The sequence below is a fragment of the Nonomuraea spiralis genome (assembly GCF_014648435.1).
GTDB lineage: Bacteria > Actinomycetota > Actinomycetes > Streptosporangiales > Streptosporangiaceae > Nonomuraea > Nonomuraea spiralis.
Genome location: NZ_BMRC01000024.1, coordinates 75,774 through 92,851, shown reverse-complemented (window position 1 = coordinate 92,851; position 17,078 = coordinate 75,774). Strand labels below are relative to the sequence as shown.

Annotated in this window: 18 protein-coding genes; 10 read left to right on the top strand and 8 right to left on the bottom strand. The window is 71.0% G+C overall.

What is annotated here, in order from left to right; all coding sequences use genetic code 11:
- Positions 1-10: 10 nt before the first annotated feature.
- Positions 11-508: a MarR family winged helix-turn-helix transcriptional regulator gene (locus IEZ27_RS40260; protein WP_229824776.1), complete on the bottom strand. Its 498-nt coding sequence runs from the start codon at positions 506-508 to the stop codon at positions 11-13.
- A gap of 104 nt (positions 509-612) precedes the next feature.
- Here IEZ27_RS40260 and IEZ27_RS40255 point away from each other — a divergent pair, with 104 nt between their 5' ends.
- From IEZ27_RS40255 to IEZ27_RS40240, 4 genes are all read left to right on the top strand, one after another.
- Positions 613-1,467: an NAD-dependent epimerase/dehydratase family protein gene (locus IEZ27_RS40255; protein ID WP_189652079.1), complete on the top strand. Its 855-nt coding sequence runs from the start codon at positions 613-615 to the stop codon at positions 1,465-1,467.
- A gap of 174 nt (positions 1,468-1,641) precedes the next feature.
- Entirely contained in the window at positions 1,642-1,953 is a 312-nt protein-coding gene (gene groES / locus IEZ27_RS40250; RefSeq protein ID WP_043623565.1) for a co-chaperone GroES, read from the top strand.
- A gap of 75 nt (positions 1,954-2,028) precedes the next feature.
- The gene (gene groL / locus IEZ27_RS40245) at positions 2,029-3,648 is read left to right on the top strand and encodes a chaperonin GroEL (protein WP_189652078.1); all 1,620 of its coding nucleotides are present in this window, start codon (positions 2,029-2,031) and stop codon (positions 3,646-3,648) included.
- 577 nt (positions 3,649-4,225) lie between these two features.
- Positions 4,226-4,861, top strand: coding sequence for a sigma-70 family RNA polymerase sigma factor (locus tag IEZ27_RS40240; protein ID WP_090930520.1), 636 nt, complete (start codon positions 4,226-4,228; stop codon positions 4,859-4,861).
- A 160-nt stretch (positions 4,862-5,021) separates the two neighbouring features.
- Here IEZ27_RS40240 and IEZ27_RS40235 read toward each other — a convergent pair whose 3' ends face one another.
- On the bottom strand, positions 5,022-5,399 hold the full coding sequence (locus IEZ27_RS40235) for a DUF5319 domain-containing protein (protein ID WP_090930411.1): 378 nt from the start codon (positions 5,397-5,399) through the stop codon (positions 5,022-5,024).
- A 39-nt stretch (positions 5,400-5,438) separates the two neighbouring features.
- Positions 5,439-6,449 carry a helix-turn-helix transcriptional regulator gene (locus IEZ27_RS40230; RefSeq protein ID WP_189652077.1) on the bottom strand — a complete coding sequence of 337 codons (1,011 nt, stop codon included), beginning with the start codon at positions 6,447-6,449 and terminating at the stop codon, positions 5,439-5,441.
- Positions 6,450-6,898: 449 nt separating this feature from the next.
- Between IEZ27_RS40230 and guaB the strand changes: the two genes are divergently transcribed.
- From guaB to IEZ27_RS40210, 4 genes are all read left to right on the top strand, one after another.
- Positions 6,899-8,380 carry an IMP dehydrogenase gene (guaB, locus tag IEZ27_RS40225; protein ID WP_189652076.1) on the top strand — a complete coding sequence of 494 codons (1,482 nt, stop codon included), beginning with the start codon at positions 6,899-6,901 and terminating at the stop codon, positions 8,378-8,380.
- A gap of 4 nt (positions 8,381-8,384) precedes the next feature.
- Entirely contained in the window at positions 8,385-9,506 is a 1,122-nt protein-coding gene (locus tag IEZ27_RS40220) for a GuaB3 family IMP dehydrogenase-related protein (protein ID WP_185845133.1), read from the top strand.
- Between the two features lie 109 nt (positions 9,507-9,615).
- Positions 9,616-10,830, top strand: coding sequence for an RNA polymerase sigma factor (locus IEZ27_RS40215; RefSeq protein WP_189652075.1), 1,215 nt, complete (start codon positions 9,616-9,618; stop codon positions 10,828-10,830).
- Positions 10,827-11,519: an SDR family oxidoreductase gene (locus IEZ27_RS40210; RefSeq protein ID WP_189652074.1), complete on the top strand. Its 693-nt coding sequence runs from the start codon at positions 10,827-10,829 to the stop codon at positions 11,517-11,519. Before IEZ27_RS40215 ends, IEZ27_RS40210 begins: the two co-directional genes overlap by 4 nt.
- 46 nt (positions 11,520-11,565) lie before the next feature.
- Here the strand turns inward: IEZ27_RS40210 and IEZ27_RS40205 are convergent, their stop codons facing one another.
- Positions 11,566-12,132, bottom strand: a complete 567-nt coding sequence (locus IEZ27_RS40205) for a dihydrofolate reductase family protein (protein WP_189652073.1) — start codon at positions 12,130-12,132, stop codon at positions 11,566-11,568.
- 70 nt (positions 12,133-12,202) lie between these two features.
- Between IEZ27_RS40205 and IEZ27_RS40200 the strand changes: the two genes are divergently transcribed.
- A complete protein-coding gene (locus IEZ27_RS40200; protein WP_125644594.1) occupies positions 12,203-12,775 on the top strand; it encodes a TetR/AcrR family transcriptional regulator in 573 nt (190 codons plus the stop codon).
- A gap of 69 nt (positions 12,776-12,844) precedes the next feature.
- Positions 12,845-13,279 (top strand): GNAT family N-acetyltransferase, encoded by a 435-nt coding sequence (locus IEZ27_RS40195; protein WP_125644592.1) that lies wholly within the window; start codon positions 12,845-12,847, stop codon positions 13,277-13,279.
- Here the strand turns inward: IEZ27_RS40195 and IEZ27_RS40190 are convergent.
- Genes IEZ27_RS40190 through IEZ27_RS40175 form a run of 4 tightly spaced genes read right to left on the bottom strand, consistent with a single transcriptional unit; the run spans position 13,269 to position 17,008 of the window.
- Positions 13,269-14,093 carry a class II fructose-bisphosphate aldolase gene (locus IEZ27_RS40190; RefSeq protein WP_189652072.1) on the bottom strand — a complete coding sequence of 275 codons (825 nt, stop codon included), beginning with the start codon at positions 14,091-14,093 and terminating at the stop codon, positions 13,269-13,271. The genes IEZ27_RS40195 and IEZ27_RS40190 overlap by 11 nt on opposite strands.
- A gap of 10 nt (positions 14,094-14,103) precedes the next feature.
- On the bottom strand, positions 14,104-15,006 hold the full coding sequence (locus IEZ27_RS40185; protein ID WP_189652071.1) for a 1-phosphofructokinase family hexose kinase: 903 nt from the start codon (positions 15,004-15,006) through the stop codon (positions 14,104-14,106).
- Positions 15,006-16,139 carry an N-acetylglucosamine-6-phosphate deacetylase gene (gene nagA, locus IEZ27_RS40180; RefSeq protein ID WP_189652070.1) on the bottom strand — a complete coding sequence of 378 codons (1,134 nt, stop codon included), beginning with the start codon at positions 16,137-16,139 and terminating at the stop codon, positions 15,006-15,008. Before nagA ends, IEZ27_RS40185 begins: the two co-directional genes overlap by 1 nt.
- The gene (locus tag IEZ27_RS40175; protein ID WP_189652069.1) at positions 16,136-17,008 is read right to left on the bottom strand and encodes an SIS domain-containing protein; all 873 of its coding nucleotides are present in this window, start codon (positions 17,006-17,008) and stop codon (positions 16,136-16,138) included. The genes nagA and IEZ27_RS40175 overlap by 4 nt, the downstream gene beginning before the upstream one ends.
- Positions 17,009-17,078 lie beyond the last annotated feature (70 nt).

Here is a 17,078-nt window from a genome sequence, read left to right as displayed (position 1 = left end):
CGCGCTCCGCTCACAAAGAGGTGTCGCCGAGGGACACCAGAAGCTTGCGCAGCAGCCCGGCCAGGGCCTCGCGCTCCTCCTCCGGCAGGCCGGCGAGCAGCCGTTCCTCGTTGGCGGCGTGCAGGACGAGCATCTCGTCGGCGACCCTCCTGCCCTCCTCGGTGAGGGCGACCAATGTCATACGGCGGTTGTTCGGCGCGGGCCAGCGGTCGACCAGGCCGCGCTTGACCAGGTGGTCCATCCGGTTGGTGAGCGCGCCCGGGCTGACCATGGCGGAGGAGGACAGGTCCTTCATGCACATCGTGGCGTCGGCGCCGCTGCGCAGGAGCGTGGCCAGCATGTCGAACTCCCACGCCTCCAGCCCGTGCTCGGCGAAGAAGTCCTTCACGCCGCGCTCCAGCAGGCGGGAGGCGCGCGAGACCCGGCCGATCACGCCCATCGGGGACACGTCGACGTCGGGCCGTGTCCGTGCCCACTGTCCGAGTATCTCGTCGACCGCGTCATCCACGTGGTTCAGCCTACCAAAGCTTCGACGTTGAAATGTTGGAGGTCGTACGGTACTGTCCACGACGTCGAAATGTTCAACGTAGAAATTTTCAAGGTGGGATCGTCATGAAGGTGCTAGTGCTGGGCGCGACGGGGTACATCGGCGGCGCGGTCGTCGAGCGGCTGGCCGAGCAGGGACACGAGGTGGCCGTCCTGGTGCGGCCCGCCGCCGACGGCGCCAAGCGGGTGCCCGGCGTGGCCGACGAGCGCCACGGGGACCTGGCCGACGCCGCGGCCCTGGCCGCAGCGATCACCCCGGACATCGACGCGGTCGTGGTCGCCGCCAACCTCAGCGGCGACCGGGAGACCGACCTCGCCGCGGCCGGCGTGCTCGCGGCGTCGGGCAGGAAGGTCGTCTTCACCAGCGGCGTGTGGGTGCTGGGCGCCACCGTGGACGGGCACGAGGACAGCCCGGCCGACCCGATTCCGCTCGTGGCGTACCGGCACGAGCTGGAGCGGCTGATCCTCGACGGCGGCGGCTCGGTGATCCGGCCCGGCGTCGTCCACGGGCGCGGCGCGGGCATCCCGGCCCTGCTGCGCGCCCAGGCCGCCGAGCGCGGCACCGGCGTGTACGTCACCGCCGACGGCGAGTCGCCCACCTGGACGTTCGTGCACGTCGAGGACCTGGCCGACCTCGTCGTCGCCGTCCTGGAGAAGGGCGGGGCGCGGGTCTACCACGGCATCAGCGAAGAGGCCGTGCAGGTCGCGTCCGTGGCCGAGGCGGCGGCCCGGTCCGCCGGCGTAAAGCCGCAGGCAGAGCCCTGGCCGCTGGCCGAGGCCGCCCAGACGCTGGGAACGGGCTTCGCCGAGGCCCTGGCGCTCAGCCAGCGCATCAGCGCGACACGCACGCGCGCGGAGCTCGGCTGGAACCCCTCCCGCCCCGGTGTGGTGGCCGATCTGGTCGAAGGCTCCTACGTCTGATCGCTCTGAGCAGACGAGTTCGTGTTGACTGTCAAGCCCCTCTTGCATATGTTTCCTGTTGGCACTCTCACCTTGAGAGTGCCAACGTGCGACGAGGCAGGTCTGACACCCGCGACGGCAGGCCCAGCTGGTCGCCTCTTCTAGATCATTCAAATCTGAAGGGGAGGTCCGATCGTGACGACCGCCACCAAGGTTCCCGTTAAGCCGCTCGGCGACCGCATTGTGGTTCAGCCGCTTGAGGCAGAGCAGACCACCGCTTCCGGACTGGTCATCCCGGACACCGCCAAGGAGAAGCCGCAGGAGGGCAAGGTCCTCGCGGTGGGCCCGGGCAACTGGGATGAGGACGGCGACAAGCGGATTCCGCTTGACGTCTCCGAGGGCGACATCGTCCTCTACAGCAAGTACGGCGGCACCGAGGTCAAGTACGGCGGCGAGGAGTACCTCGTGCTCTCCGCCCGCGACGTTCTCGCGATCATCGAGAAGTAGTAGGCCGGTTGTGTCGGGCCCCGGGCGCTCTTGAGGGCGGCCGGGGCTTTCGACGCCAGGAGAGGACTTTCAGCAATGGCGAAGATCCTGGAGTTCAACGAGGACGCCCGCCGCGCGCTTGAGCGCGGTGTCAACGCCCTCGCGGACGCCGTGAAGGTAACCCTCGGCCCGCGTGGCCGCAACGTCGTCATCGACAAGAAGTTCGGTGCGCCGACGATCACGAACGACGGTGTGACCATCGCTCGTGAGATCGAGCTGGAGGAGCGCTACGAGAACCTCGGCGCCCAGCTCGCCAAGGAAGTTGCCACCAAGACCAACGACATCGCGGGTGACGGCACCACCACCGCCACCGTGCTGGCCCAGGCGATGGTCCGCGAGGGCCTGCGCAACGTGGCCGCCGGCGCCTCGCCGCTGTCGCTCAAGCGTGGCATCGACAAGGCCGCCAAGGAGATCAGCGACCGGCTGCTGGCCAGCGCGCGCGAGGTGGGCGACAAGAAGGAGATCGCCAACGTCGCCACCATCTCCGCCCAGGACGCCAAGATCGGCGAGCTGATCGCCGAGGCGTTCGACAAGGTGGGCAAGGACGGTGTCCTCACCGTCGAAGAGTCCAACGCCATGGGCATGGAGCTCGAGTTCACCGAGGGCATGCAGTTCGACAAGGGCTACCTGTCGGCGTACATGGTGACCGACCCCGAGCGCATGGAGTCCGTCCTCGAGGACGCGTACATCCTGCTCACCCAGGGCAAGATCTCCTCCATCGCCGACTTCCTGCCGCTGCTGGAGAAGGTCGCCCAGACCAAGAAGCCGCTGCTCGTGGTCGCCGAGGACGTCGAGGGCGAGGCCCTGGCCGTCCTGGTCACCAACAAGATCCGCGGCACCTTCACCTCCGTGGCCGTCAAGGCCCCGGGCTTCGGTGACCGCCGCAAGGCGATGCTCCAGGACATGGCCATCCTCACCGGCGGCCAGGTCGTCAGCGAGGAAGTCGGGCTCAAGCTGGAGCACGTCGGCCTCGAGGTGCTCGGCACGGCCCGCCGCGTCGTCGTCACCAAGGACGCCACGACCATCGTCGACGGCGCCGGTGACCAGCAGGCCATCGAGGACCGCGTCAAGGAGATCAAGATTGCCATCGAGCAGTCCGACTCCGACTGGGACCGCGAGAAGCTGCAGGAGCGCCTGGCCAAGCTCGCCGGCGGTGTGTGCGTGCTGCGTGTCGGCGCCGCCACCGAGGTGGAGCTGAAGGAGAAGAAGCACCGTCTCGAGGACGCGATCTCCGCGACCCGCGCCGCGATCGAGGAGGGCATCGTCTCCGGCGGTGGCTCGGCCCTGATCCACGTGGGCAAGGAGCTCGACGACCTCGGCCTGACGGGCGACGAGGCCACCGGCGTCGGCGTCGTGCGCCGCGCGCTGGTCGAGCCGGCCCGCTGGATCGCCGAGAACGCCGGCCTGGAGGGCTACGTGGTGACCCACAAGGTCGCCGAGCTGCCCGCCGGCCAGGGTCTCAACGCCGCGACCGGCGAGTACGTCGACCTGATCGCCCAGGGCGTCATCGACCCGGTCAAGGTCACGCGCTCCGCGGTGCAGAACGCCGCTTCGATCGCGGGCATGCTCCTGACGACCGAGGCGCTCGTCGTGGACAAGCCTGAGGATGAGGCTCCGGCCGGCGGCCAGGGCCACGGCCACGGCCACGGTCACTGACCCGCCTCTTCCCCCGCGCCTGTACGGCCCGCACCGGTTCCCCCCGGCGCGGGCCGTCGGCGTTCCCGGGGTCTTGAGCGGGTCGCCCCGCGCCCCGTACGGCCCGTACTGGTTCCCTCCGGTGCGGGCCGTCGGCGTTCCCGGCCCTGTGGGGCGGGTTTGCCGCAGCGCCGCGTACAGCCCGCACTGGCTCGCTCTGGTGTGGGTCGGCGGCGCTCCCGGCCCCCTTGGACGGGTTCGCCCCGCGCCCCGCGCCCGGACGGCCTCAGTGGTTCCGCTGGTCTGGGTGCGCTCCTGAGTGGTTTCTGAGGGGGGAAATGCCCCGTGGGACGGGTGGGGGCAGAGGGGGCGGGGGCGTGGAAAAGTGGGGGGAAAAGGTGGAATATCGGAGTAAACCGGGAGTGACGGTTAAGCGTCAGGTGCTGGCAATTGTCGCGCATTATGGGTTATGGAGTGAAACATTATGTCAGCTCTTAAGGCTTAGTGTGGTCGTTTGATTACTGTTGGTTATCGTCGCTTCAATGTGACCAATCCGTAGCCGTTCGCCATGACGACAGGCCGGATCAGTGCGGGCATCATGCCTATCGTGAGCGAGGGAAGCGTCGCCGACGCCAAAATTGGGGTAAGGCTCGCGTCGAGACTTCCGGCACGGACGGATGACTCCGACCTAAGGGAACTGACGAGCCTCGCCGTGCAGGGAGATCGCAGTGCGATCGAATCCTTGCTCGGGGAGTTGCGTCCCATGGTGGTGCGGTATTGCCGCGCCAGGCTGGGCAGGGTTTCTGGGCAATATCACATTGCCGATGACGTAGCCCAGGAGGTGTGCATCGCGGTGTTGTCCGCGTTGCCGCGATACCGGGACATGGGGCGGCCTTTCGCGTCCTTCGTGTTCGGGATCGCCTCGCACAAGGTGGCCGACGCGCTGCGCAGTTCGGTGCGCTCGGCCGTGCCCACCCAGGATCTGCCCGACGGGCCCGACGACGGCCCTGGGCCCGAGGAGACGGTGGTCCGCTACATCGAGGTCGAGCACGCACGCAGGCTGCTGGCCAGGCTGCCCGACAACCAGCGGGAGTTGCTGCTGTTGCGGGTGGTCTCGGGGCTGTCCGCCGAGGAGACCGGTAATGTACTCGGTATGTCACCAGGAGCGGTCCGCGTCGCCCAGCATCGGGCGCTGGCCAGGTTGCGGCAGATGGCCGAGCTGGAGTCGGCTTGACGCCGGAGGACGAGCTCCATGCGCTTGACCTGCTCCAGACCGACGCGTTGCTCGACGCGGTCGCACGGGGCCGGGCGCGGGACTCGTCCGACCCTGCGGTGAGGTTGCTGGGCGCGCTGCTGGACGACGTCTCAGAATCAGAGGTCGTCCCGGAGGTCGATCAGCGGCGCTCCTCGGTGTCGATGACGCCGTCGACGTAGCCTCGGGCGTACTCCCAGCTGACATAGTCGGCGGGATCGGGATGGAAGGCCGGCTCGTGCACCTGCGGCTGGCCTTTCTCGATCATCTGGCGAAGGTTGCCGCGCAGCAGCTCCCAGTCGAAGAAGTGCTGCTCGCCGCACTCGGGGCAGTCGAGCACGAGGCCGAGCACGCCCTGCGGTTCGAGCAGGGAGCGAAAGACCTCGACGTCTGCCAGGTCGGTGATGGCCTCGTCGCGCTCGGCCGCGGTGAGTGGCTCGGCGTCGTCGAGAGCGCCCATCGCCGAGGACGGGTCGTTCGGGTCGTCCGCGAACGGGTCGCGGGGGACGTCTTCCAGCACCTTCCCACCATATGACCGAAGCGGCCCCGGCGTAGAGTATTAGCCGAGCCATCCCCGCCTGGCGGCTTCCACGCCGGCGTGGAAGCGCGACTGGGCGCCCAGCTCGGCCATGGCGTCGGCGAACCTCGCGCGTACGGTGCGGACCGAGACGCCGAGCTGGCGGGCGATGGAGTCGTCGCACACACCCTGCGCGGCCAGGCGCAACACCTGGACCATCCCGTCGCCCCGGTGGCCCCAGGGGAGGGACACGGCCCGGCCCCACAACTCCTGGAACAGCGTGCGCAGCATGCCGACGACGATCGGGGTGCGTACGAGATAGAAGTTGTAGGCGTGGTCGGGCAGGTTGCCGCCCCACAGGGCGGGCAGGCCGGCGACCTCGGGCCCGGCCGTCATGAACCAGCTCGGCACCCGGTCGAGGGTGCGCACCTTGCCGCCCGTGTCCAGGAGCCGGGTGAGCTGATGGCGTACGCCCGGCAGGCCCAGAGTGGAGACCGGGACGATCACTTCGACGCTGAGCAGTTGTCGTTTCTGCGCATCAATCCATGGGTCCGCAAATTTGCGAACAAAATCTGCCATTGTGCGCTCGTCGGGGATCGCGGTCAACAACTCCATCGGCGGTGATTGCAGTGCTATGCCGACGACGCTCTCGTAGAGGACGTCCGCGCCGTTCGCCATCTCCACGGGGAATGTCCCGCTCTGATAATTGCGGCCGGCGTCGTAGTCGCGGATCAGGCCGCGGATGGAGCCGAGCGCCGAGTCGATCCTGCGGCTCTCCTCGGCCAGCCGGTCGAGCCGCTCGGCGATGACCCGGCCGAGCGCCGCGGCCGGATGCCTGGCCAGGTACTCGCCGGACTGCTCGTCGACCACGCCCAGCCTGACCAGGTCGTCGAGCTGACGCCCCACCTTCTCCACGGGGCCGTCCATGGCCTGCGCGAGGTCGGTCCGCGTGGCCTTGTGCAGGCGCAGCACCGCTGTGTACAGGGCGGACTGCGCCGGGTCGAGGCCCAGCGTCTCGAACGGCTCTGCAACGCGCCGGGGCTGGTTATGCATTATGGGCGGCTCCGTCGGGGGGACACGGGCGTGCCGCGAGGATAACTCCAGAGCGCGTTCGTGTCCGGGGCTTGCCGGGAATCGGCGGCGCCGCGTGCAACTTCGTGCAATTGCACGTTTTCACATTGCGTTGTGCCGGTGAGTAACGCAGGCTTTACCTAGCGTCGGCACCCTGAAGCGGGGCTGGGCAGCAGCCGCCATCAGGACGCGGAGGGGGGTTCGGTGGCGTGAAACGCGCTGCCCGGCCTGGGTGCCGGTGGCCGGGGGACGGGACGGATCACCGAACGTCCCGTCCCCCGGCACTTCTTTACGTTCCGGGGTGCGTCCCGGGGCGGCGGAGCCGGGAGTGCGAGGGGCCTGGGGGCCTTGGCACTCCCGGCTTCGTCGCGTTTTGGAGGCAGGCCCTAGACTTGTTCCAATCAGCGCAGAGGTCAGGAGGGGGCCGAGGCATGTCCAAGTTCACCGAGATGGGTTTGACCTTCGATGACGTGCTGCTGGTGCCCGGCTATTCCGACCTGCAACCAGGGGAGGCCGACACCGGGTCCCGCCTGTCACGGGAGATCACGCTGTCCATCCCGCTGGTCTCCGCGGCCATGGACACCGTGACCGAGGCCCGCATGGCGGTCGCCATGGCCCGCCAGGGCGGCATCGGCATCCTCCACCGCAACCTGTCGGTCGAGGAGCAGGCCCAGCAGGTCGATCTGGTCAAGCGGTCCGAGGCCGGGATGGTGACCAACCCGGTGACCTGCAGCCCCGACGACACGCTCGCCGACGTCGAACGGCTTTGCGCGACGTACCGGATCTCCGGGGTGCCGGTGACGGACGTGTCGGGCACGCTGGTCGGCATCGTGACCAACCGCGACATGCGCTTCGAGAGCGACCAGACCCGCCCCGTACGCGAGGTCATGACCAAGATGCCGCTGGTCACCGCCCCGGTGGGGGTGTCGCGTGACGAGGCGTTCGCGCTCCTGCGGCAGAACAAGATCGAGAAGCTGCCCCTCGTCGACCCCGACGGCAGGCTGCGCGGCCTCATCACGGTCAAGGACTTCACCAAGAGCGAGCAATACCCGCTGTCCACCAAGGACGCCGACGGCCGCCTGCTGGTCGGCGCGGCGGTGGGCGTGGGCGGCGACGCCGAGCTGCGCGCCAAGGCGCTGATCGAGGCCGGCGTCGACGTCGTCGTGGTGGACGTGGCCCACGGCCACTCCAAGGGCCTGGCCGACATGATCGCCAAGCTCAAGGCCAACAGCAAGGTCCAGGTCATCGGCGGCAACATCGCGACCAGGGTGGGTGCGCAGATGCTGGTCGACGCGGGCGCCGACGCGGTCAAGGTGGGCGTCGGGCCGGGCTCGATCTGCACCACCCGCGTGGTGGCCGGAGTGGGCGCGCCGCAGGTGACCGCGATCCACGAGGCGTCCAAGGCATGCGCGCCGGCCAGGGTGCCGGTGATCGGCGACGGCGGCCTCCAGTACTCGGGCGACATCGTCAAGGCCATCGCGGCCGGCGCCGACACGGTCATGCTGGGCTCGCTGCTCGCCGGGTGCGAGGAGTCGCCGGGTGAGCTGATCTTCATCAACGGCAAGCAGTTCAAGTCGTACCGGGGCATGGGGTCGCTCGGCGCGGTGCGCAACCGCGAGCGCGGCGGCACCTCCTTCAGCAAGGACCGCTACGCGCAGGCCGACGTCGGCGGCGACGACAAGTACATCCCCGAGGGCATCGAGGGTCAGGTGCCCTACCGCGGGCCGGTCGCGGCCGTCGCCCACCAGCTCATCGGCGGGCTGCGCCAGGGCATGTGGTACGCGGGGTGCCGCACGATCGGGCAGATGCACACCGACTGCGAGCTCATGCCGATCACGGCAGCGGGGCTCAAGGAGAGCCACCCCCACGACATCCAGATGACCGTGGAAGCTCCGAACTATCACAGAAGGTAAGTTCATGACTCAGCAGGTGGAGATCGGGCGGGGCAAGACCGGGCGGAGGGCGTACGCGCTCGACGAGATCGGGCTCGTGCCCTCGCGCCGCACCCGTGACCCGGAAGAGGTCTCGATCGCCTGGCAGATCGACGCCTACCGGTTCGAGCTGCCCGTTGTCGTCGCCCCCATGGACAGCGTGGTCTCGCCCGCCACCGCGATCGAGATCGGCCGGCTCGGCGGCCTCGCGCCGCTCGACCTCGAAGGTCTCTGGACGCGCTACGAGGACCCGTCGCCGCTGCTGGAGGAGTGCGCCGAGCTCGACGCCGCGGCCGCGACCAGGCGGCTCCAGGAGATCTACGACGCGCCGATCAAGGAAGAGCTGATCGGGCGCAGGATCGAGGAGATCCGGGCGTCCGGGGTGACGACGGCCGTCCGCCTGTCGCCGCAGCGCACGGTCCAGTACCACAAGGCCGTGATCGACGCCGGGGTGGACATCTTCGTCATCCGCGGCACGACGGTGTCGGCCGAGCACGTCTCGGGCCGCGCCGAGCCGCTCAACCTCAAGCAGTTCATCTACGAGCTCGACGTGCCGGTCATCGTGGGCGGCTGCGCCACGTACACCGCGGCGCTGCACCTGATGCGCACGGGCGCCGCGGGCGTGCTGGTGGGCTTCGGCGGCGGCGCCTCCCACACCACCCGCAACGTGCTGGGCGTGGCGGTGCCGATGGCGACCGCGATCTCCGACGTGGCGGCGGCGCGGCGCGACTACATGGACGAGTCCGGCGGCCGGTACGTGCACGTGATCGCCGACGGCGGCATGGGCACCTCGGGCGACATCGCCAAGGCCATCGCCTGCGGCGCCGACGCCGTCATGGTGGGCTCGCCGCTGGCCAGGGCCGCCGAGGCCCCCGGCCACGGCTTCCACTGGGGCTCCGAGGCCCACCACCCCGACCTGCCGCGCGGCCGTCGCGTGGAGTTCGGCACGGTCGGCACCCTGGAGCAGATCCTCCACGGGCCCTCCAGCGTGGCCGACGGCTCGATGAACCTGATGGGCGCGCTCAAGCGGACGATGGCCTCCACCGGCTACTCCGACATCAAGGAGTTCCAGCGCGTCGAGGTCGTGGTCGCGCCGATCCAGCGCTGACCGGCCCGCGTGACGGCTCCCGGGGGTTGCCGCCCCCGGGAGCCGTTCGCTGTCCGGGGGCGGCCCGCCGGGGCTTCCCCGTCCGTGCCGGGCGCAGGGGAGGGCAAGGGTGTCTGAGCAGGTCGAACGGGTCTTCCGGGAGGAGTACGGCCGCGCGGTGGCGGTGCTCGTCCGCGTGTTCGGGGACATCGACGTCGCCGAGGAGGCGGTGCAGGAGGCGTTCGCGGTCGCGGTCCGGCTGTGGCCGGAGCAGGGGACGCCGCCGAGCCCGGCCGGGTGGATCATCACGACCGCCCGGAACCGGGCCGTCGACCGGCTGCGCAGGGAGTCGGGCCGCCACGGCAAGCACGTGCAGGCGGCGCTGCTGCACGCCCAGGACGAGCCCGCCGAGGAGGGGGCCGTACGGGACGAGCGGCTGCGGTTGATCTTCACCTGCTGCCATCCGGCGCTCGCCGCGCCCGCGCGGGTGGCGCTCACGTTGCGGCTGCTCGGCGGGCTGACGACGGCCGAGATCGCGCACGCCTTCCTGGTTCCGACGGCCACGTTGGCCCAGCGGCTGGTCAGGGCCAAGGACAAGATCCGGCAGGTGGGGATCCCGTACCGGGTGCCGGAGGCGGCCGACCTGCCGGACCGGCTGCGCGCGGTGCTGGCCGTGGTCTACCTGATCTTCAACGAGGGCTACACGGCCAGTTCGGGTGAGCGGCTGGTCCGGGAGGACCTGTGCGCGGAGGCCGTCCGGCTCGGACGGCTGCTGGCCGAGCTGATGCCGGACGAGGCCGAGGTGTGGGGGCTGCTGGCGCTGATGTTGCTCATCGACTCGCGCCGGGCGGCCAGGACCAGGGGCGACGGCGGTGAGCTGGTGCCGCTGGCCGAGCAGGACCGTACGCTCTGGGACCGGGCGCTGGTCGAGGAGGGGCAGGCGATCGTACGGCGGTGCCTGCGGCGCGGGCAGCCGGGGCCCTACCAGGTGCAGGCGGCGATCAACGCCGTGCACGGCGACGCGGCGAGCGCGGGGGAGACCGACTGGGGGCAGATCGTGCAGCTCTACGACCTGCTGCTGGCGTTGACGCCGGGGCCGGTCGTGGCGCTGCACCGCGCGGTGGCGGTGGCCGAGGTGGACGGCGCGGGGGCGGGGCTTGCGCTGGTCGAGGGACTGGAGGTGACAGGCTATTACCTGTTCCACGCCGTACGGGCCGACCTGCTGCGGCGGCTGGGACGCGACGGGGAGGCGGCGCGGGCGTACGACGAGGCGATCTCCCGCGCGGGCAACGACGTCGAGCGGGAGTTCCTGCGCCGCCGGCGTGAGACGTTGAGGGGGACGTGAGGGTGGACCGGATCTGCGTGGTCACGGGAGCCAATCGGGGGATCGGGCTGGAGGTGGTCAGGCAGCTCGCGGCGGCCGGCGACACCGTCGTGCTGACCGCCAGGGACGAGGACAAGGCGGCCAAGGCCGCGGCCGGGATCGGCGGCGACGTGCTCGCGCGGCGGCTCGACGTGGCCGACGAGCGGTCGGCGGCCGAATTGGCGCGGGAGCTGGAGGAGAGCCACGGGCGGGTCGATGTGCTGGTCAACAACGCCGCCATCCACTACGACACCTGGCAGCGGGCCGGTGACGCGGACCTGGGCGTGGTGTCGGAGGCGCTGGAGACGAACCTGCTGGGCGCCTGGCGGGTCACGCTCGCCCTGCTGCCGCTGCTGCGCCGCGGCGCGCACGGGCGGATCGTGAACGTCTCCAGCGAGCTGGGCTCGCTGGCCTCCATGGAGGGTGGCACGCCCGCGTACGCGGTGTCGAAGACGGCGCTGAACGCGCTGACCAGGATGCTCGCCGCCGAGCTGCGCGGGGACGGCATCCTGGTCAACGCCGTCTGCCCCGGCTGGGTGGCGACCGACATGGGCGGCCCGGGAGGGCGGCCGGTCGCCGAGGGGGCGCGCAGCGTGTTGTGGGCGGCGGACCTGCCCGACAGCGGGCCGACCGGCGGGTTCTTCCGCGACGGGCAACCGTTGCCATGGTGATCCACGGGAGGATTTCCGTGGTGCGGGACGGGCGCCACGACGGCGGTCAGCGGGTGTATGTCATGAGGACCACCCCGCCCTCGAACGTACGCGTGCCGGTCAGCGTGAACGTGGTCGGCTGGAACGCGCCGTCGAACGCGGCGATCCCCGTCCCGGCCACCACCGGGTAGGCCTTGACGATCAGCTCGTCGATCTCGGGCAACACGGACGCGGCCAGCTTGCCGCCGCCGCAGAGCCAGATGTCGAGGCCGTCCTCCTGCTTCAGGCGGCGCACCAGGCCGAGCGGGTCCTCCTTGACCAGCTCGACGCCGGGGGCGTCGATGCTCCCGATCGTGCTGGACACGACGTACTGGCGCAGGTGGGCGTACGGGCTGGTGATGCCGGCCTCAAGGGCGGGCTCGTACGTGCCGCGGCCCATCACCAGGGTGTCGAAGCGCCGGTTCGGCGCGTCGAGGCCGACCTGCTGCCTGACGTGCGTGGGGACGGCCTCGGACATCTCACCGTTGATGTAGGCGGCCAGGGCGTCGCTCACCGGGTAGAAGTCCCACTCGCCGCCGGGGCCGGCGATGTAGCCGTCGATGGAGATGCCGACGTAGTACACAAGCTTTCGCATAAATAACTCCGTTTGAAGTACTATGTTTGAAGTGGTTTCACCGTAGTACTACGAATGGAGTGGTGTCAACATGGTCCGGCAGAACCTGGCGAGGAGGGCGGCGCTCATCGACGCCGCGATCGAGGTGCTGGCCGTGGAGGGGGCGCGCGGCCTGACCTTCCGGGCGGTCGACGCGCGGGCCGAGGTGCCCACGGGCACCGCGTCCAACTACTTCGCCAGCAGGGACGACCTGCTCACCCAGGCCGGCGGCCGGATCTATGAGCGGCTCCAGCCGGACGCGCAGACCATCGCGGCCAGCCTGGCCGGGCCCCGCGACCGCGAGCGCGTGGTGCAGCTCATGATCGAGCTGGTGGACCGGATCTCGGCGTTCAGGTCGGGCTATCTCGCGCTGCTGGAACTGCGGCTGGAGGCGACCAGGCGGCCGGAGTTGCGGGCCGTGCTGACCGAGCGCATCCGCGCCGACGTGCAGGCCAACATCGACTATCACCTGGAGTCGGGGCTGCCCGGCGACGCCACCACCGTGGTGGTGCTCTACCTGGCCATGAACTGGCTGGTGGTCGAACGGCTCACGCTGCCCGACGTGTTCGGCGAGGACCAGGTCAAGGATCTCGTGACCCGGACGGTGGAGCGCATCCTGCCGTAGCGGGCCCCGGGTGATCCGCCCGGCACCCTCGGTCGTTCAGGCCGGGAGGGGGCTGCGAACATTGGACGCATGAGACTGGCGCAGGAGGCCGACAGGGCCGCCGTCGAGCAACTCGTCCACGACGCCTACCAGCCGTGGGCGGAGATCATCGGCACGCGGCCGCTGCCCATGGAGGCCGACTACGCGGCCCTCATCGCCGCGGGCCGCGTGCACGTCACCGACGGCCTCGAAGGGATCGTCGTGCTGGTCCCCGAGGAGGGCGTGCTGCTGGTCGACAACGTCGCGGTGCGTCCCGGGCTGCACGGCAGGGGCATCGGCCGCGGCCTGCTGGCCTACGCCGAGCAGGAGGCCGCCCGGCTCGGCCTGCCCGCCCTGCGTCTCTACACCAACGTCAAGATGACCACGAACATCGCCCTGTACACCTCGCTCGGCTACGTCGAGATCGGCCGCGTCGACCTCGAAGGCCGGTCGGCCGTGCAGATGCGCAAGGAGCTCAGCCGGTGAGCACGCCCAGCAGGTGACTCACCTCGCGGGCCACGGCGTCGCGGCCGGCGTTGAGGTACTTGCGGGAGTCGACCACCCGCTCGTCGTGGGCCAAGTAGTCGCGTACGGCCCGGGTGAACGCCTTGTTCAGGTGGGTGGCGATGTTGATCTTCTTCATGCCGCTGGCCACGGCCTCGCGCAGCACGTCGTCGGGCACCCCGGACGAACCGTGCAGCACCAGCGGCACCGGCACCGCCGCCCGCAGCTCGGCGATGAGCTCCAGGTCGAGCACGGCGTCCTTGGTGGTCATGGCGTGCGAGGTGCCCACGGCCACGGCCAGGGCGTCCACGCCGGTCCTGGCGACGTAGTCGACCGCCTCGTGGGGCTTGGTGCGGGCGCCGGGGGCGTGCACGCCGTCCTTGCCGCCGACCTCGCCCAGCTCGGCCTCCACCCACACGCCGCGCTCGTGGCACCAGGCCGCCACCTCGGCCGTGGCCGCCACGTTCTCCTCGTCGGGCAGGGCGGAGGCGTCGTACATGACCGAGCCGAGGCCCAGCGCCACCGCCTCCTCCACCAGCGCGCGGTCGGTGGCGTGGTCGAGGTGGACCGCGACCGGCACGTCCGCCCGGCGCGCGACCGCCAGCGCCGCCAGCGCGACGGGCTCCAGCGCGCCGTGGTAGCGCACGCAGTTCTCGCTGATCTGCAACACGACCGGCAGGCCGAGGGCCTCCGCGCCGGCCACGATGGCCGTGGCGTGCTCCAGCTGGATCACGTTGAACGCGCCCACCCCTGCGGGGGACTCCCGGACGATGTCACCGATTCCGGCGAGGGCCATGACGAGCTCCTTACGTGATGATGATCTGGGGGTGTATGTCGGCGTAGACGTCGCCGTCGAAGTCGCCGGCGACCGGCGCGGCCACGGCCGCCGCGCCGAGCGCCGCGGCCCGCCGCAGCCGGTCGGGCCACGGGGAGCCCTCGACCAGGCCCAGCGCCAGCCCCGCGACCAGAGAGTCGCCCGCCCCGGTCGGGTTGCCCTCGACCGTGTACGGCATCCGCGCCCGGAAGGTTCCCTCGCCCGTCACCGCGAGCAGCCCGTCGGCACCCATGGAGACGACCACGGCCTCGGCCCCTCGCGCGCGCAGCGCCTGGGCGCCCTCGGCCGGGGTGCCGCCGGGGACCGCCCTGGCCAGCTCCTCGGCGTTGGGCTTGACGACGGCCGGCCGGCCCGCCGGCGCGTGGCGCAGCGGGTCGCCGTCGGCGTCCACGATCGCCGGCACGCCCGCGCCGGCCGCGAGGGAGGCCAGGGTCGCGTAGACGTCGGCCGGCACGCCGCGGGGCAGGCTGCCGGAGATGACCACGGCGTCGGCGTCGGCCAGCAGCGACGTGTACTGCTCCGTGAACGCCGCCAGCTCGGCCGCCGTGACCTCGGGGCCGGGTTCGTTGAACAGCGTGGCCCCGCGCGCCTCGGAGACCACCAGCGTCGTACGGGAGTCGGCGGCGACCCCGGTGAGCGCGGCGGGCAGCCCGGCGGCCCGCAGGTCGTGCTCGATCGCCTGGCCGGTGGGCCCGCCCGCCAGCCCCGTGACCAGGACCTCCTGGCCGAGGGCCGCCAGTACGCGGGCCACGTTGACGCCCTTGCCGCCGGCGCGCCGATGGACGCCGCCGACCCGGTTGACACCGTGCCAGTCGACGGACGGGACCTCGTACGTCACGTCGAGCGCGGCGTTGAGCGTCACGGTGATGATCATCAGGGCTCCGTGATCCAGTCGCCGTTCTTCATCACGCCGTCGACCTCCAGTTCGGCGGAGAGCACCACCAGGTCGGCGGCCTTGCCGACGGCGATCGAGCCGATCTCCTCGGCCAGGCCGAGCACCCTGGCGGGGGTCAGCGAGGCCACCTGGACCGCGTCGGGCAGCGACATGCCCAGCTCGCGCACGCCGCGGCGGAAGGCGGCGTCCATGGTGAGGGTGGAGCCGGCGATGGAACCGCCCTCGACCAGCCTGGCCACGCCGTCGGTCACGTGGACCCGCATGGGCCCGAGCACGTAGTCGCCGTCGCCGAGGCCGGTGGCGGCCATCGCGTCGGTGATCAGCGCGGTCCGGCCGGGGCCGGCCACCTCGTAGGCCAGGCGCAACATCGCCGGGTGCACGTGGACGCCGTCGTTGACCAGCTCGACCGTCACCCGCTCGTCCTCCAGCAGCGCGGCGATCGGGCCGGGGGCACGGTGGCCGAGCTGCGGCATCGCGTTGTAGAGGTGGGTGGCGACGGTCGCGCCCGCCTCGATGGCCGCGATCGCCTGGTCGTAGTCGGCGTCGCTGTGGCCGAGCGCCGCGAGCAGGCCCTCGCCGACGGCCGTGCGGATGGTGTCGAGGCCGCCGGGCAGCTCGGCCGCGACAGTGACCATGCGCGCGTGCCCGCGCGCGGCCTTGACCAGCCCGGACAACTCCTGCGGGGACGGCTCGCGCAGCAGCGCGGGGTTGTGCGCCCCGCAACGCGCCTTCGCGATGTACGGCCCCTCGAAGTGGATGCCCGCGAACAGCCCCTCCTCGCACAGCTCCGAGAGCGAGGAGGCGGCCCTGGACAGCCCGTCGAGCGTGTCGGTGACCAGGCTGGCCATCATCGTCGTCGTGCCGTGACGCCGGTGGAGGGCCACGGCGTCGCGCGCCTTGTCCTGCTCGCCGGTGGGGAAGGACCCGCCCGCGCCGCCGTGGTTGTGGATGTCGACGAACCCGGGGACGACGTGCCGCCCCCCGAGGCTCAGGCCGGGGCTGGGGGCCGATCCGTGGCCGACATGCGTGATGCGGCCGTCTTCGATGGTCAGCCACCCTTCGTGCACCCCTTCGGGGGTCACGATCCTGGCGTCGGCGAGAGTAAGGCTCATGAAGAAAGGATCACAGATCGCGTGAGGTGCATGGGCTCGTCGGGGTTCAGCCCACGGGCGAAGGCGCGCGCGACCGCCACGCGCTGGGCGCGTACCAGCTCGGCCATGGGGTCGAGGCCGCTCTCGACGAACGTGCCGCCGGTCGCCTCGACCTGCTCGCGCAGGCCCTCGGGGGCGGTGCCGAGCATCCACGTGACGCGGCCGGGGCCGGCGATGCTGATCGGGCCGTGCCGGTACTCCATCGCCGGGTACGCCTCGGTCCACGACCGCGACGCCTCGCGCATCTTGAGCGCGGCCTCCTGGGCCAGGCCGACCGACCAGCCGCTGCCGAGGAAGCTGAACTGCTCGGCCTCGATCAGCTCGGCGGGCAGCGGCTCGGCCACGGCCCGTTCGGCGTCGGCGATCGCCGCCGTGAGGTCCTCGCCGAGGCTGGCGCGGAGCATGGCGAGCTGCGTGGTGGCGAAGCGGGTCTGCACGACCGAGCTCTCGTCGGCGTAGTCGAGCACGATGACCTCGTCGGCGGCCGTCATGACCGGCGTCTTCGGGTCGGCGGTGATGGCCGTGCTGCGGGCGTTCGTCCTGGACAGCAGCTCCAGGACCTCGGTCGTGGTGCCGGAGCGGGTCAGCGCGAGCACCCGGTCGTACGAGCGGCCGATCGGCGCCTCGGAGGCGGCGAACGCGTCGGTCTCGCCCTGCCCGGCCTGCTCGCGCAGCGTGGCGTAGGCCATCGCGATGAACCATGACGTGCCGCAGCCGACGACGGCCACCCGCTCGCCGGGCTGGGGCAGCGCGCCGGCGGGCACTGCGGCCACGGCACGGCGCCAGCAGGACGGCTGGGACTCGATCTCGGCTTCGGTATGGGTGGTCACCGCGTTCCTCCCCGTTGTTGTTTGTTTCTGCCCTTTTTATACAGTAAAAGCGCATCTTTGTGCACTGTTC

What these genes read in the sequence shown, in the direction of transcription:
- IEZ27_RS40200 (WP_125644594.1), top strand. Translation starts at nt 12,203, where the DNA reads ATGGTCCGGCAGAACCTGGCGAGGAGGGCGGCGCTCATCGACGCCGCG.
- IEZ27_RS40220 (WP_185845133.1), top strand. Translation starts at nt 8,385, where the DNA reads ATGACTCAGCAGGTGGAGATCGGGCGGGGCAAGACCGGGCGGAGGGCG.
- nagA (WP_189652070.1), bottom strand. Translation starts at nt 16,139, where the DNA reads ATGAGCCTTACTCTCGCCGACGCCAGGATCGTGACCCCCGAAGGGGTG.
- guaB (WP_189652076.1), top strand. Translation starts at nt 6,899, where the DNA reads ATGTCCAAGTTCACCGAGATGGGTTTGACCTTCGATGACGTGCTGCTG.
- IEZ27_RS40195 (WP_125644592.1), top strand. Translation starts at nt 12,845, where the DNA reads ATGAGACTGGCGCAGGAGGCCGACAGGGCCGCCGTCGAGCAACTCGTC.
- IEZ27_RS40205 (WP_189652073.1), bottom strand. Translation starts at nt 12,132, where the DNA reads ATGCGAAAGCTTGTGTACTACGTCGGCATCTCCATCGACGGCTACATC.
- IEZ27_RS40255 (WP_189652079.1), top strand. Translation starts at nt 613, where the DNA reads ATGAAGGTGCTAGTGCTGGGCGCGACGGGGTACATCGGCGGCGCGGTC.
- IEZ27_RS40185 (WP_189652071.1), bottom strand. Translation starts at nt 15,006, where the DNA reads ATGATCATCACCGTGACGCTCAACGCCGCGCTCGACGTGACGTACGAG.
- groL (WP_189652078.1), top strand. Translation starts at nt 2,029, where the DNA reads ATGGCGAAGATCCTGGAGTTCAACGAGGACGCCCGCCGCGCGCTTGAG.
- IEZ27_RS40230 (WP_189652077.1), bottom strand. Translation starts at nt 6,449, where the DNA reads ATGCATAACCAGCCCCGGCGCGTTGCAGAGCCGTTCGAGACGCTGGGC.
- IEZ27_RS40240 (WP_090930520.1), top strand. Translation starts at nt 4,226, where the DNA reads ATGCCTATCGTGAGCGAGGGAAGCGTCGCCGACGCCAAAATTGGGGTA.
- IEZ27_RS40190 (WP_189652072.1), bottom strand. Translation starts at nt 14,093, where the DNA reads ATGGCCCTCGCCGGAATCGGTGACATCGTCCGGGAGTCCCCCGCAGGG.